The following is a 15451-nucleotide window of genomic DNA, read 5'->3' as shown; positions in this document are numbered from 1 at the left end:
AGGATGAAATTGTTATGAGAAAAATTAACTTCAAAGTGATTTTAGGTTTAATTGTAACTACTTTACTATTAAGTGCATGTGGTAAAGGTGGTGGATTATATGATGATAGTGGGCAAACATATCGAGTTGCCACTTCTTCAGATATAAATACACTTGATTCAACGCTAGCTACAGATACAGTTTCATTTACGATCTACAATCAAGTATTCGAAGGGTTATATTCACTTAATGGTAAAGATGAAGCTGTACCAGGTGTCGCAAAAGGACAACCTAAAAAGTCAAATGGTGGAAAAACGTGGACAATTAAATTACGTAAAGATGCAAAATGGTCTAATGGGGACCCGGTAACGGCACATGATTTTGTATTTGCATGGCGTAAAGCTGTTGATCCAAAAACTGCATCAGAATATGCATACATAATGTACGATTTGAAAAATGCAGAAGATATTAATTTAAATAAAAATGGTAAGAAACCTAAAGATTTAGGAGTAAAAGCATTAGATGATTACACATTACAAGTTGAGTTAACAAAGCCAATTCCTTATTTTCAACAAATGTTAGCTTTTGGTACGTTTATGCCACAAAATGAAAAAGTAGTAAAAAAATATGGTAAATCTTATGGTACTACTGCTGATAAAACTGTTTATAATGGTCCTTTTAAAATTGATAAGTGGGCTGTAGAAGATAAAATTATGTTAACTAAAAATAATGATTATTGGGATAAAAACCATGTTAAATTGGATAGAGTCAACTATAAAATATTGAAAGATACACAAGCTGGTGCCTCATTATACGATACAGGTTCTGTTGATGTCGCAGGTATAACTTCTGAACAAGTAGACAAGTATAAAGATAGTCCAGCGTTATTCAAACGTTTATTAGCATCTACATTCTTTTTGAAACTAAACCAGAAAGAACAACCAGAATTTAAAAATAAAGACATGAGATATGCGATTGCTCAAGCAATTAATAAAAAGGACTACGTTAATGAAGTGCTTGGTACAGGTGCAAAACCGTTTGATGGCTTTACTGCACGTGGAACAGCTAAAACACCAGATGGCAAAGATTATGCTGATACTGTAAATTCACCACTAAAGTACGATCCTAAAAAAGCAAAAGAACATTTAGAAAAAGCGAAGAAAGCACTAGGTAAAGATGAATTTACCTTCACATTAAATACTGAAGATACACCAGATTCTAAAATTTCTGCGGAATTTATTAAATCTCAAATTGAAAATAATCTACCAGGAGTAACGGTAAAAGTTAAGCAATTACCTTTTAAACAAAGAGTTCAAGCTGAATTGACGATGAATTACTCAATGTCATTATCAGGTTGGGGACCAGATTATCCTGATCCAATTACTTTCTTAGATACGATGACAACAGGAAACGCTCAAAACAACACTGGTTGGAGTAGTAAAGAATATGACAACTTATTAAAAAAAGCGAACGGTAGTTTACTACAAAAACCAAACGAGAGATTTGCTGCTATGCGCCAAGCTGAGGAAATTTTCTTAAATGATGCACCTGTAGCACCAATTTATCAAAAAGGTGCTGCTTCATTAAGAAATCCACAATTAAAAGGTATTGAGTATCACCAAATTGGTGGAGATTATTCATTAAAACATGCATATATGGACAAATCAATTGATAGAGAAACTGGTAAGAAAAAGAAAAATGAATAAAGCGTGTCAAAATGCAGCCTAGCTACGAATGAGATAGTTAGGTTGTATTTTTGTGGGAAATTTAAATTAATTGAAAGTTAATAATTAAAATGTTATCTGAAAATTCTAAAATTTAACTTGTTAATTTTTATTTTAGAAGTAAAATAAGAAAAACATCTTAGAATCAACAGGAGGATTGATGTGAGTGAAAGTCATTGGTAAATATTTAATACTCTTACTAGTAGCAGTATTAGTATTGAGTGCATGTGGAAAAGGAAAACAGGATGAAAATTCAAAGGATATGTCAAAAACAGAAACATCTAATCACAAAGGTGGAGTATTAAACGTAGGTTTAAATGCTGCTCCTTCAGGAACACTGTCATCTGTGTTGAGTTCAGATGCTTCAGACTCAGCAGTCGAAGCTTATTATAATGAATCATTAATTAAACTAGATAAAAATATGAAACCTAAACCATTTATTGCTTCATGGAAAGATATTGATCCAGGTAAGAAGATTAAATTTACAATTAAAAAAGGCATTAAATGGCAAGATGGTAATGAGTTTAAAATTGATGACTGGATTTATACGTTAAATGTTTTAGCAGACAAAGATTATGAAGGTAGTTATTTCCCTATCGTTGAAAACATCGAAGGTGCTAAAGAAAAACATGAAGGCAAAGCGGACACGATTAGTGGATTGAAAAAACTAGATGATTATTCTATGGAAGTTACTTTTAAAGAGAAGAAAGTAAATTATCTTGAAGGCTTCTTTGCTGGTCCATTATTAAGTAAAAAATATTTAAGCGATGTAGCAGTTAAAGATTTAGCGAAATCAGATAAAATCAGAAAACATCCAATTGGTATTGGACCTTATAAGGTGACAAAAGTTGTTCAAGGTGAAGCAGTTCAATTAGAGAAATTTAATGATTATTGGCAAGGTAAACCAAGTTTAGACAAAATTAATTTAAAAGTTATTGATCAAACACAAATTGTGAAAGCTATGAAAAATGGCGAAATTGATATGACTGATTCTACTACAGGTAGTATTGCTCAAGAAGCTAAAAAATCTGGAGATGGAAAACTTAAAGTATTATCAACACCAGGTACAGACTATTCTGTTATTGGTTTTGTATCTCATGATTATGATAAAGAGAAGAATAAAACTGGTGCAGAACGTCCTAAATATAAAGAAAAAGAACTTAGACAAGCAATGTTATATGCAATTGATAGAAAAAAATGGATTAAAGCATTTTATCAAGGTTATGGTAAAGAACTAAATAGCTTTGTTCCATCTATCCATTGGATTGCAGCCGATCAAAAAGACTTAAATAACTATAGTTACGATCCTGAAAAAGCTAAAAAAATGTTAGATAAATTAGGATATAAAGATAGAAATGGAGATGGCTTCAGAGAAGATCCTAACGGTAAACCTTTTGAAATTAACTTAAAACATTATTCAGGCTCAAACCCTACATTTGAACCTAGAACTGCGGCTATTAAAGATTTCTGGGAAAAAGTAGGATTAAAAACGAATGTAAAAATGGTTGAGTTTGGTAAATATAACGATGATTTAGCGAGTGCTTCTAAAGATATGGAAGTATATTTCAGAACATGGACAGGCGGTTCTGATCCAGATCCTTCAGATTTATATCATACGGATAGACCACAAAATGAAATGCGTACTACCGATAAAACATCAGATAAATTATTAGATGATGCGTTAGATTTTAATAAAGTTGGTAATAATGATAAAAAACGTAAAGATATTTATCTACAATGGCAAAAACATACTAATGAAGTTCTTCCAGCATTACCAATTGTTCAATTAGATACTATTACAGTAGTCAATTATAAAGTGAGAAATGTTGATATCTCAATTGGCTCAGATAAGGATTTATATCAAATAACTAAAGAATAAAAGATGAACCTCGACTTTAGTCGAGGTTTATTGATTGGAGTAAAGCATGAATCGTTATTTATTAGAAATAAATGAATTAGAAACATCTATTAATATCAACAATAACTGGTACCCTACAATTGATCAAATTTCTTTTAAATTAAAAAGTAATGAAACACTTGGAATTGTTGGAGAATCTGGATGTGGCAAATCAATCTTAAATAAGTCAATTGTAAAACTCTTACCAGAAAAAATATCTAAAATCACACACGGTAAAATGATATTCGACGGTAAAGCGCTACAAAATGCTAGTGAAAGTGAATACCGAAAAATTAGAGGGAAAGATATCGGTATGGTGTTTCAAGAGCCTATGACGGCACTGAATCCTGTATTTAAAATCAAAAATCAATTAATAGAACCTATTATTTTACATTTACATAAAACGAAAAAAGAAGCATATGTGTTGGCTAAAGAATTGTTACAACAAGTAGGGATAGCTCGAGTAGAAGAAGTACTAAATAGCTATCCGCATCAATTATCCGGTGGGATGCGACAAAGAGTGATGATTGCGATTGCAATTTCTTGTAACCCAAAATTATTAATTGCTGACGAACCGACTACAGCGTTAGATGTAACGATACAAGCACAAATTCTTGAATTACTAAAAAAATTACAGCAAAAAAATAACATGTCAATTATTCTGGTTACGCATGATTTAAGTGTCGTATCGGAATTTTGTGATAAAGTCATCGTCATGTACGCTGGACAAATTGTTGAATTTGGGGAACTACATCAAATTTTAAATCATCCTAAACACCCATATACTAAGAAATTACTTCGTACAATTCCAAAGTTAAATGAAAGTGTAGAGTATTTAGAAGTGATTGATGGCATGGTACCCAGTATAACTGAGTTTAATAAAAATCAATGTCGTTTTGCGAATAGATGCGAAGTCAGAATGGAATTATGTAACCAACGAGAACCAAAACTTATGAGTAGGGATGGTAGTCAAGTACGCTGTCATCTATTAGACCAATAGAGGGGAAGAAAAAATGGATAACATCTTAGAAATACAGAATTTAAAAACATATTATCCTATTAAATCAGGACTTTTTAAACCAACACAATACGTTAAAGCAGTAGATGATGTTTCTTTTACAATTAAAAAAGGACAAACATTTGGTTTAGTAGGAGAATCAGGATGTGGTAAGTCAACGCTTGGAAAATCTATCGTTCGATTAGAAAATATAACATCGGGTGAAATTAAAATTAATGATGTTGATATTACGCAATTAAATGGGAAAAAATTACGAGAAGCGCGTAAAAATTTTCAAATGATATTTCAAGACCCCTATGCTTCGTTAAATCCAATGCAAATGGTTGGAGATATCATAGGCGAACCGTTACAAAATTACCATGTAGTTGATAAAAAGAAACTTAAAGATGAAGTAATGTATTTATTAAACTGCGTAGGGATGAGTGAGGATACGTATTACAAATATGCACACCAATTTTCAGGGGGACAAAGACAGAGAATAGGTATAGCTAGAGCGCTAGCAATTAGACCAAAACTTATTGTAGCTGATGAACCTGTGAGTGCCTTAGATGTATCTGTTCAGTCTCAAGTATTAAATCTTATGAAAGATCTACAAAAAGAATTTAATTTAAGCTATTTATTTATAGCTCATGATTTGAGTGTAGTGAAACATATTAGTGATGTGATAGGTGTTATGTACTTAGGACATATGGTGGAAATCGCAGATAGTACTGAGTTATATAAAAATCCACAACACCCTTATACTAAGGCTTTAATTTCGTCTATACCCCAATTTAATCAGGCTAAGGGAAATAGAATTATTTTGAAGGGAGAATTACCATCTCCAAGTAATCCACCTAAAGGATGCCCATTCCACACTAGATGTCCGATTGTACAAGATAAATGTCGCGAGCAAGGACCGAAACTAGAAGAAATAAAATCACAACATCATGTTGCTTGCTTCTTTACTGAAAGGGTGAATGCGAAATGATAAAACTCATCTTAAAACGATTTCTTTTAATGATACCATTATTGTTTTTGATATCAATCGTGGTATTTAGCTTAGCAATAATTCAACCAGGTGATCCTTTTAGTGGACAATACAACCCTCATGTTAAGCAAGAGGCAATTGCCGCTCAGAGAGAAAAATTAGGTCTCAATGATTCTATACCAACGCAATATGTCAGATGGATTGAAAATGTAGCACATGGTCATTTAGGAGAATCTATTAAATATAAGCGACCAGTATTTGATTTAATTATTGAACGCTTGCCTAATACAATATTGCTTGGTGTTGTATCTCTAATAATTACATATATATTATCGTTTATTCTAGGAATTGTTTCAGGAAGATATGCATATTCAATAGGAGACTATACTATTCAAGTTTTTAACTACGTTATGCTGGCTATTCCTTCATTTATTGCGGGTGTATTTGCAATTTATCTATTTGCATTTCAATTCCCGATATTTCCTTTTCAAGGGTCAGTCAATATTAATCTTCAAGAAGGAAGTTTTGCATACTATTTGAGTAAGCTCTATCATACGATTTTACCTGCTTTAACGTTGGGATTATTATCAACTGCCGGTTATATTCAGTATTTAAGAAACGATATTATTGATAATGCTAATAAAGACTATGTTTTAACTGCTAAAGCAAAAGGTTTATCAATGAATAAAATTTATAATAAACATATTTTGCGTAACTCATTAATTTCAATCATTACGTTTTTAGGAGCTGATATTGTAAGTATCTTAGGCGGCGCGGTTATTACTGAAACAATTTTTTCTTTTAATGGTATTGGTAAATTGTTTTTAGAATCAGTAACTGGGCAAGATTATCCATTAATGATGGCGTTAACGTTATTCTTTTCATTTTTGGGGTTATTTGGAAATCTTATATCTGATATAACTTATAATTTTGTCGATCCTAGAATTCGTAGTAATTAAAATGAGAAGAGGTAAAGGTAAATGATGACCAAACGACGTAATCACTTAAAAACTGTAAAAAAAGCATCTTCACCTACAAAGATTGCCTTACACAAATTTGCCAAGAATAAAATTGCTATGGCATCATTAGTATTTTTAATTTTAGTAGCCATTATATCAATTATTGCACCATTATTAGCACCGTTGCCTATTAAACAGCAAGATTTATTAAATATCAAAGGTGACATGACTTCTCAAAATATATTAGGAACCGACTCCGGAGGTAGAGATAATTTCAGTAGATTATTATTTGCAGGAAGAATGTCGTTGACAATTGGATTAGTTTCTACGATTGGTATGCTAGTAATTGGGATAGCAATAGGTGTCATATCAGGTTATTTTGGAGGCATACTTGATACCCTATTAATGCGTGTCACTGAATTTGTAATGCTTTTTCCGTTTTTAATTTTCGCAATCGTTTTAAATGCTGCGCTTGGTGATAAAATTAAAAATCCATACGGCTCAGCGATTATTTTAGTAGCAGTTATTATCGTTCTTAGTTGGGGAGGTATTGCTAGATTAGTACGTGGGAAAGTCATGCAAGAAAAAGAAAATGAATATTTCTTAGCTGCGAAATCGATTGGTACGCCCACACATAAAATTATTTTAAAGCATTTATTACCTAATATTTTAAGTGTAGTTATTGTGCAAGCTACGTTAACTTTTGCAGGAATGATTGTAGTAGAATCTGGTTTGAGCTTTTTAGGATTTGGGATTAGTAAATCCATTCCTTCATGGGGGAACATGTTAAGTGATGCACAAGAAGGCGACATTATTAGTTCTAAGCCCTGGATATGGATGCCCCCTGCACTAATGATTATGTTTACAATACTAAGTATTAACTTTGTTGGTGAGGGACTTAAAGATGCATTTAACCCTAAAGGGAGAAAATAACTAAAAATAGGTAATAAAAAAGTGAGATGAGTTAAGTCATCTCACTTTTTTATTATTATCGTTTACGCCCTAGTCCCATAGCGCGTTCCATTTTTTTCAATGTTTTGAATGAGGCTTTTTGGGCTTTATCACGACCATGATCTAGTATTTCATCTAATTTGTCTGAATGATAAAATTCATCGTATTTCTTTTGGAAATCAATTAAGAAATCTTTGACGATTTCTGATAAGTCGGTTTTGAATTTTCCGTATCCTTCATTTTCGTATTTAGCTTCTAAATCTTTAATAGATTCATTTGTTAGGCTAGAGTAGATTGTTAATAAATTTGATATACCTGGTTTGTTATCTCGATCAAATTTAATAATGCCATCTGAATCTGTTACAGCACTTTTAATCTTCTTAGCAGCCACGTTAGGTTCATCTAGTAATGAAATAAAGTTTTTTTGATTGTCATCACTTTTACTCATTTTCTTAGTTGGATCTTGTAAACTCATTACACGGCCACCTACTTTAGGCATGCGAATTTCTGGCTTAACTAGAACGTCATTATAACGACTATTAAAGCGTTCAACTAAGTTTCGAGTTAATTCCATATGTTGTTTTTGGTCTTCACCAACTGGAACAATGTTAGTATTGTAAATAACAATATCTGCAGCCATTAATGGTGGGTAAGTTAGCAGTCCAGCTGGAATACCATCAGTTCGCTTTTGAGCTTTATCTTTATATTGAGTCATACGTTCAAGTTCACCCACGCTTGAGATTGTTGTGAGCATCCAACCAGCTTGTACGTGTGCTGGTACTTCAGATTGTATAAATAAGGTCGCTTTTTCCGGGTTGATTCCTGATGCTAAATAAATAGCTGCAAGTTGACGTATTTGTTTACGCAACTTGATTTTATCTTGCGGCACTGTGATTGCATGTTGGTCAACAATGCAAAAATAACAATCGTAATCATTTTGTACATCAGCAAATTGTTTCAATGCGCCAATATAATTACCAATTGTGGGTATGCCACTAGGTTGAATTCCTGAAAATAATGTCTCCATATTAGATGCCTACTTTCTTAGTTTTAATTCATATTATTTAAATTATAACAGTATTTCTTTAAAATGTAAGTTATGTTAGTATGTAGTTATACGTTAATTCTAAGCCTTTAAAGTTAGGTTTTTAGAAAATTTGAGATTTCTCAGAAAAATTAGGATTTTCTCATTTAATTTTAATGTTAGATAGTTATACTTACATTGTAAGGTTAAGAGGACTAAATAAACGATTATTTCTTAATCAATAAATTTAAAAATAATGAATAATATTCATTCAATAGGAGAGTGAGATGTATGGTAACATTATTTACTTCACCAAGTTGCACATCTTGCCGTAAAGCGAAAGCATGGTTACAAGAACATGACATTCCATATACGGAGCGTAACATTTTTTCTGAACATTTAACAATTGATGAAATCAAACAAATTTTAAAAATGACTGAAGACGGAACTGATGAAATTATTTCTACTCGTTCTAAAACATACCAAAAATTAAACGTTGATATTGATTCTTTACCATTACAAGATCTTTATGCAATCATCCAAGATAATCCTGGACTTTTACGTCGTCCAATTATTTTAGATGAAAAACGTTTACAAGTTGGTTATAACGAAGATGAAATTAGACGTTTCTTACCTAGAAAGGTTCGTACTTTCCAATTACAAGAAGCGCAACGTCTTGTAGATTAATTTTAAAATTTAATTGAAGATTATAATATTATGAAGAGACTGGGACATAATTAATATAATGAAGCTATTTTGTAAATTTGCAGTAGCTGACTGAACTGAGAAGGCGCTTTAATTAAGCTTTTCTCAGTTCTAGTCATCCTTGCGGGGGTGGGACGACGAATTTAAAAAGAATTCTGTTCCACTCCCTTTTTGTAACTCTAAAAGGGAATATGTTAGTATATATAACGATTATAAAATAGTTAAATTTAATCAAACAAATAAATTGTAATTTCCATCACGTTCTAATACAATATGGTTACTATTCATCGACTGTAAGGAGTGAGATGATATGAGAATAGAACGCGTTGATGACACAACAGTCAAATTATTTATAACTTATAGTGATATTGAAGCTAGAGGATTTAGTCGTGAAGATTTATGGACGAACCGTAAAAGAGGCGAAGAATTCTTCTGGTCAATGATGGATGAAATCAATGAAGAAGAGGACTTCGTAGTTGAAGGCCCACTTTGGATACAAGTACATGCCTTCGAAAAAGGTGTGGAAGTTACGATTTCTAAATCTAAAAATGAAGACGCTATGCATATGTCAGATGAAGATGCGAATGAACAGTTTGAAGAACAGGTTAATGAATTACTTGCAAATACATTGGAAAATGAAGACAGTATTGAAAACTTATTCGAACAAAGAGCGCAACAAAAACAAGCGCATAAATCTGAACAAAAGCAAACGAAACAACGATCTAATATTAGAACAGTTATTGTTAAATTCGATGATTTAGAACAAGTGATAAGTTATGCTTATCATCATAATTTATCAACTGATGAATTTGAAGATTTATTATATATGAATGATAATAAATATTATTATGCTGTTCACTTTGATGAAACAGTGAGTCAAGAGACTATTAATGATAGTTATAGTCAAATGTTAGAATTTGCATATCCAACTGATAAAACTGAAGTGTATTTAAACGATTATGCTAAGATTATTATGAGTCATAACGTCACTGCACAAGTCCGTCGTTATTTCCCAGATACGGTTGAATAATGAAAGGTTTTTACCGAGGCAATAAATATTGCTTCGGTTTTTTGTGTTGAGAAGTAAAATCACCATCTCAAACGTTTAATCTTATGAGGTGAGTGAAATTTATGTTAATGGCTATAAATCAACAAGGCGAGCAAGTATATGCGCATCGTGCAAAGCAACAAGACAGTTATTTTTGTCCACATTGTAGATCACAACTATTGCTAAAACGTGGCACAAAGAAAATCCCGCATTTCGCGCATAAAGTGGATAGCGTAAGTTATTGTGCGAAGCAAGAATCGGAACAACATTACTTTGTAAAGTGCTTCATTGCGAAGATGTTATCACAACAGCATTATCACGTTCAAATTGAGCCTTATTGCCCGACGATACAACAATTTCCAGATATACTAGTCAACTTAAAATTTGTCATTGAAATTCAATTTTCTAGAATAACTATAGAAGAAATCTTAGAACGAACAAAGGGGTTTAAACAACTGAATATGGAAGTCATTTGGTTGATTAAAGATTGTCGATATCATAGAGGAAGGCTATATCTCAATTCATTTCAAGCACATTTTATACATCCAATTAACAGGTGTTTATATGTATGGAATCATGAGAATAAGTGCATTGTTTTATATAGTCAAATTCAGCATATTGGTGGCAAACAATTTATCGCAAAACAAACAGTCATTGAAATCAATGAATTAGTGAATCAGATTAATATAATGTCTCCACCATATCAACACATTTTCAAGCTAATGAAATCTGAAATACATCATTACTTGAATCAATGTAGAAGACAAAATTCTGTCCTTGAACCTTCTTTAAGTGCAATGTATCAATTAAGGTTGTCAGATGAAGCTGTTTATCGTAACTTCGGATACATATTCCCTTATCAACTCTACATTGAGAATCATCCAGTTCAGTGGCAATTACAATTGGAATTATTGAATCAACAAGAACGTGATGTGCATCAGTGTTTAAAAGACTTTCTTAAATTTAGACAGATGTACCTTAACATTATTTCTATGGATCATGTTGTCTCAGAACTCATTAATCATTACAGGAAATATAGTTAAAACGTGCAATTCAAAGGGAATAATGAGAAAATTATACCATTAGTTATTATAGGAGGTTTACTATATGAGTCAACAATTAACAAGAGAAGAGCAAGAACGTAAATATCCAAATGATACGTGGGATTTAACAACAATTTTTGAGAGTGATGAAGCTTTCGAAGCCGCATTAAAAGAGGTTGAAGGTTATCTAGGTAAAGAAGAACAATTTAAAGGACACTTAGGTGATAGCTCGGAAACGTTATACAATGCGTTATCATTAGAAGATGAAATTGGTACTAAACTTGAAAAAGTATATGTATATGCACATTTAAAACAAGACCAAGACACATCAAATGATAAATATACTGGTTTTGAATCACGTGCGCATCAACTTATCATTAAAATAAGTTCAGCATGGAGTTTCTTAGTACCTGAAATACTTCAAATTGATGAAGATAAACTACAAACTTTTATTAATGAGAATAATGATTTAAAACGTTACGAATTTGACTTGAAATTGATTAACGAAAAACGACCACACATTTTAGATGCAGAACAAGAAAGATTATTAACTGAAGCACAAGATGCATTATCTACACCAAGTAATGTATATGGTATGTTCAGTAATGCTGATTTGGAATTTGAAGATGCGGTCGATAAAAATGGTGAGAAACATCCATTAACGCAAGGCACTTTTATTAAATATTTAGAATCAGATGATCGAGTATTACGTCAATCTGCATATAATAATTTATATAAAGCATATGGTGCTTATAATAATACGTTAGGATCAACTTTAGCAGGTGAAGTTAAGAAGAATGTGTTTAATGCACGTACACATCATTATAAAACTGCGCGTGAACGTGCGTTAAGTAACAACCATATTCCTGAAGAAGTGTACGATAATTTGATTAAGACCGTGCATAAATATTTACCATTATTACACAGATATACGAAATTAAGAAAAGAATTATTAAATATCGACGACTTAAAAATGTACGATTTATACACACCTATGGTCAAAGATGTTAAATTTGAAATGCCTTATGAAGAAGCGAAAGAATGGATGCTTAAAGCGTTAGAGCCAATGGGTGAAACATATCTTGATGTTGTTAAAGAAGGTTTAAATAATCGTTGGGTAGACGTATATGAGAATAAAGGTAAACGTTCAGGTGGTTACTCATCTGGTGCGCACTTAACTAATCCGTTTATTCTATTAAACTGGTCAGATACTGTCTCTGACTTATATACATTAATTCATGAGTTTGGTCATTCAGCACATAGTTATTTCAGTCGTAAATATCAACCATCAAATTCTAGTGACTATTCAATCTTTGTTGCTGAAGTTGCATCAACTTGTAATGAAGCGTTATTAAGTGATTATATGGATAAACATTTAGATGATGAACGTCGTTTATTATTGTTAAATCAAGAACTTGAAAGATTCAGAGCGACTTTATTCCGTCAAACAATGTTTGCAGAATTTGAGCATAAAATTCATCAAATTGAAGAAGCGGGTGAACCATTGACGGCAACACGTATGAATGAGGAATATGCTAAATTGAATCAACAATATTTTGGTGATGTTGTTGAAACAGATGACAATATTAGCAAAGAATGGTCACGTATTCCTCACTTCTATATGAACTATTATGTATATCAATATGCAACAGGTTATAGTGCCGCACAAAGTTTAAGTCATCAAATTCTTACTGAGGGTAAACCAGCTGTAGATAGATATATTAATGAATTCTTGAAAAAAGGAAGTTCTAATTACCCAATTGAAATTCTGAAAAATGCAGGTGTGGATATGACATCTCCAGAACCTATTGAGCAAGCTTGTGAAGTTTTCGAGCAAAAATTAGATGCGTTTGAAAAGTTAATGAAAGCTTAAAATAACTGTATACGTTTACAATATGGCAAGTTTGTGACAATTTAAAAATAAGGGGACTTTATTATTGAAACACCTATTTTACCGTGTTATATTATGAACATGAAATTAATCACATAACAAACATACCCCTTTGTTTGAAGTGAAAAATTTCTCCCATCCCCTTTGTTTAGCGTCGTGTAATCAGACACGGCGTTTTTTTTATACTTTTTTAATAACCATCTCAGTTTATTATCTCTTAATTTATAAATAGTTTTATTCCCTTTTCTATCATATGATGATTTTTAATATTAATTTGTTAAAATTAAGTTGTGATTTAATTTTATATTTAATCAATTTGAAAGGGGATATCAATGAAAAAATTTACTTTGTTATTGTCTATGATTTGCTTAACAATCGTTTTAGCTGCTTGTGACGATGGGGAACAAAAGGAACCATCAAATGACAGTAAGAAATCAGAAAAATTTGAGTATGTATATTACGAAGTCTTAAATGATGGTGATGAAGATTCGCCTAATGTTGAAATTAAATATAATGATAAAGAAAAGCACCCACATATTGAACGCACAAGTTTAGATCATGTTTATGAACATATATTAAGCGATGGTAATGAAAAACCTTACATCATTAAAGATGGTAAAAATATACATGTCTATCGACCACCGTATATGACTTATGGCGATGATGATGTAGAAGGAAAAGTAATTTCAAAAGATCAAGTAACTAAATAGGAGGGTGACGACTTAGTGAACAAAATAGTAAAGTTGATAAGTTGCATTAGTATTGTGAGCTTACTTTATATGTTTGAAATGCCACATCATCAGCTACATGCTACAACTTCAAATGGTGGCACATCAAGTAGTTCATCGTCTTCAAGTTCAAGCAGTGCATCTTCAAGTAGTGCAGCAACTAGAACGACATCGTCTTCAAGTTCATCTATGAATCGCTCTAGTGCAGTTAACGCTTCTCGTGCATCAAGACTGTCCAGCCAACGTGCTGCAGCGCAAGCGTCTAAAACGAGTAATATAGCTCATAATACTAAAGCTAAAAACACATATCATTCAAGTCGCTACAATCATCAAACACGTGCACTTTTAAATCCTAATTACAAATATAGTCCAAATGCTTCAGTACCATCACAATTTATGGCAACAAACTTCTATAACAATTGGCTATTTTATTATATGATTGCTAATTCATCTCAAGAACATAAACATAGCGTTAACTATCAAATGAATATGTTAAAACATCAAATGAAAGCTAAAGAGACATTATATACAGTGACTATTAAGACAAAGCAGGGAGATAGAGTTGTTGTGTTGCCAAAGCATCAATTTGATAAGCTTCAAAAAGGAAGTAATGTGAAAATAAAAAATGGGGTTGTACAACCTTAATTAAGTTAAACAATCAAAAAAACAACCAATCAAAGCGACTCTGCAATGATTGGTTGTTTTTAATTAAATTCTAGGCATTTTTGATTGCCAAAAATCGCCTTCAGGATATTGAAGTTTTTCAACTTTTTGTTGTAACGCCAATTTTTTTAGTTCTTTGGTCAATAACTTTTCGGGCCACTCGTAAATGGTTAATAATTCTTCCATAGTGACAAGTTGTTTCTTTTGAATATATTCCTCAATTTTTGGTGGAAGATTTTTCTCAATTGGGGTACCCATTAATTCGTTAATGATGTAAGTATATATATGATATGGATATAATCCTTCGACTTTGAGTCCTTCCTCATGAACATCTTCACTGAAAAATACAAGTGAAGGAGCCTGTTCAATTTCCATTTCTCGAGCAATGTGTAAATCTATTTTTAAACTTTCAGTTAGTTTGCGCTTTTGTAGATCTTCTTTAAATTCATTGTAATCTAAACCTGCGTTGATGATACAGTCACAAATCATCTCTTCCGTAATAATATCCTTCTTAGGGATGATTTCATTTTGCATTAAATGTATAAAACGCTCTGCTCTTAAACGCCCTTGTAATTCAGCGGCTTTATAAGCTAAGGCGATATTATCAAAATCAGAGGTACTTTGAGCTTGGCACTTAGTAAGTACTTTCAATGAAGGGTTTAGAATATGTCTGATACGGATATATTGATTATATTCAATTCTTAATTTAGAAATAATCGCTGATAATTTAAAGCAATCTGCATTAAACGGATTGAAAAATGAATAAATTTCAATTTTATTTACAGGTGACAGATTAGCATCTTCACGACTTTTATTGTCTACGATTTTTAGTTCTTCAGCCATGTTTTACT

General features: G+C 31.9%; 14 protein-coding genes. 12 read left to right on the top strand and 2 right to left on the bottom strand.

Going from position 1 to position 15451, the window contains the following annotated elements:
• Positions 1-14: 14 nt before the first annotated feature.
• The 6 genes from KA878_RS06860 to opp4C all read left to right on the top strand — a co-directional run bounded on the left by KA878_RS06860 (position 15) and on the right by opp4C (position 7480).
• A complete protein-coding gene (locus KA878_RS06860; RefSeq protein ID WP_210125442.1) occupies positions 15-1685 on the top strand; it encodes a peptide ABC transporter substrate-binding protein in 1671 nt (556 codons plus the stop codon).
• 184 nt (positions 1686-1869) lie between these two features.
• Entirely contained in the window at positions 1870-3582 is a 1713-nt protein-coding gene (gene opp4A, locus KA878_RS06855; RefSeq protein ID WP_193839563.1) for an oligopeptide ABC transporter substrate-binding protein, read from the top strand.
• 46 nt (positions 3583-3628) lie between these two features.
• Positions 3629-4600, top strand: a complete 972-nt coding sequence (locus KA878_RS06850; RefSeq protein WP_193839562.1) for an ABC transporter ATP-binding protein — start codon at positions 3629-3631, stop codon at positions 4598-4600.
• A gap of 13 nt (positions 4601-4613) precedes the next feature.
• A complete protein-coding gene (locus KA878_RS06845; protein WP_193839561.1) occupies positions 4614-5588 on the top strand; it encodes an ABC transporter ATP-binding protein in 975 nt (324 codons plus the stop codon).
• A complete protein-coding gene (gene opp4B, locus KA878_RS06840) occupies positions 5585-6547 on the top strand; it encodes an oligopeptide ABC transporter permease (RefSeq protein WP_193839560.1) in 963 nt (320 codons plus the stop codon). The genes KA878_RS06845 and opp4B overlap by 4 nt, the downstream gene beginning before the upstream one ends.
• 24 nt (positions 6548-6571) lie before the next feature.
• Positions 6572-7480 carry an oligopeptide ABC transporter permease gene (opp4C, locus tag KA878_RS06835; protein ID WP_193839909.1) on the top strand — a complete coding sequence of 303 codons (909 nt, stop codon included), beginning with the start codon at positions 6572-6574 and terminating at the stop codon, positions 7478-7480.
• Between the two features lie 55 nt (positions 7481-7535).
• Here the strand turns inward: opp4C and trpS are convergent, their stop codons facing one another.
• On the bottom strand, positions 7536-8525 hold the full coding sequence (gene trpS, locus KA878_RS06830; protein ID WP_053029711.1) for a tryptophan--tRNA ligase: 990 nt from the start codon (positions 8523-8525) through the stop codon (positions 7536-7538).
• Between the two features lie 288 nt (positions 8526-8813).
• On the opposite strand from trpS, the gene spxA reads away from it, so the two are divergent.
• The 6 genes from spxA (at position 8814) to KA878_RS06800 (ending at position 14582) form a co-directional block, all read left to right on the top strand.
• A complete protein-coding gene (gene spxA, locus KA878_RS06825) occupies positions 8814-9209 on the top strand; it encodes a transcriptional regulator SpxA (protein WP_011276230.1) in 396 nt (131 codons plus the stop codon).
• Positions 9210-9537: 328 nt separating this feature from the next.
• Positions 9538-10257, top strand: coding sequence for an adaptor protein MecA (gene mecA / locus KA878_RS06820; protein WP_053029709.1), 720 nt, complete (start codon positions 9538-9540; stop codon positions 10255-10257).
• Between the two features lie 101 nt (positions 10258-10358).
• Positions 10359-11318, top strand: a complete 960-nt coding sequence (locus tag KA878_RS06815) for a competence protein CoiA (RefSeq protein WP_193839559.1) — start codon at positions 10359-10361, stop codon at positions 11316-11318.
• A gap of 64 nt (positions 11319-11382) precedes the next feature.
• Complete coding sequence (gene pepF / locus KA878_RS06810) at positions 11383-13191, top strand: oligoendopeptidase F (RefSeq protein ID WP_193839558.1); 1809 nt, start codon at positions 11383-11385, stop codon at positions 13189-13191.
• 350 nt (positions 13192-13541) lie between these two features.
• A complete protein-coding gene (locus KA878_RS06805; RefSeq protein WP_053029704.1) occupies positions 13542-13919 on the top strand; it encodes a hypothetical protein in 378 nt (125 codons plus the stop codon).
• Between the two features lie 15 nt (positions 13920-13934).
• Entirely contained in the window at positions 13935-14582 is a 648-nt protein-coding gene (locus KA878_RS06800; protein WP_075108380.1) for a hypothetical protein, read from the top strand.
• Between the two features lie 63 nt (positions 14583-14645).
• On the opposite strand, the gene yjbH is transcribed toward KA878_RS06800, so the two are convergent.
• A complete protein-coding gene (gene yjbH / locus KA878_RS06795) occupies positions 14646-15443 on the bottom strand; it encodes a protease adaptor protein YjbH (RefSeq protein ID WP_193839557.1) in 798 nt (265 codons plus the stop codon).
• Positions 15444-15451 lie beyond the last annotated feature (8 nt).

The sequence above is a fragment of the Staphylococcus sp. GDY8P57P genome (assembly GCF_017892585.1).
Classification (GTDB): domain Bacteria; phylum Bacillota; class Bacilli; order Staphylococcales; family Staphylococcaceae; genus Staphylococcus; species Staphylococcus borealis.
The sequence above is the reverse complement of the archived record's forward strand: the minus strand, read 5'-3'. Positions and strand labels throughout refer to the sequence as shown.

Excerpts from the sequence above, each read along its gene's own strand:
- trpS (WP_053029711.1), bottom strand. The coding sequence starts at position 8,525 with ATGGAGACATTATTTTCAGGAATTCAACCTAGTGGCATACCCACAATT.
- spxA (WP_011276230.1), top strand. The coding sequence starts at position 8,814 with ATGGTAACATTATTTACTTCACCAAGTTGCACATCTTGCCGTAAAGCG.
- mecA (WP_053029709.1), top strand. The coding sequence starts at position 9,538 with ATGAGAATAGAACGCGTTGATGACACAACAGTCAAATTATTTATAACT.
- opp4C (WP_193839909.1), top strand. The coding sequence starts at position 6,572 with ATGACCAAACGACGTAATCACTTAAAAACTGTAAAAAAAGCATCTTCA.
- KA878_RS06805 (WP_053029704.1), top strand. The coding sequence starts at position 13,542 with ATGAAAAAATTTACTTTGTTATTGTCTATGATTTGCTTAACAATCGTT.
- KA878_RS06845 (WP_193839561.1), top strand. The coding sequence starts at position 4,614 with ATGGATAACATCTTAGAAATACAGAATTTAAAAACATATTATCCTATT.
- pepF (WP_193839558.1), top strand. The coding sequence starts at position 11,383 with ATGAGTCAACAATTAACAAGAGAAGAGCAAGAACGTAAATATCCAAAT.
- KA878_RS06850 (WP_193839562.1), top strand. The coding sequence starts at position 3,629 with ATGAATCGTTATTTATTAGAAATAAATGAATTAGAAACATCTATTAAT.
- KA878_RS06815 (WP_193839559.1), top strand. The coding sequence starts at position 10,359 with ATGTTAATGGCTATAAATCAACAAGGCGAGCAAGTATATGCGCATCGT.
- yjbH (WP_193839557.1), bottom strand. The coding sequence starts at position 15,443 with ATGGCTGAAGAACTAAAAATCGTAGACAATAAAAGTCGTGAAGATGCT.
- opp4B (WP_193839560.1), top strand. The coding sequence starts at position 5,585 with ATGATAAAACTCATCTTAAAACGATTTCTTTTAATGATACCATTATTG.
- KA878_RS06860 (WP_210125442.1), top strand. The coding sequence starts at position 15 with ATGAGAAAAATTAACTTCAAAGTGATTTTAGGTTTAATTGTAACTACT.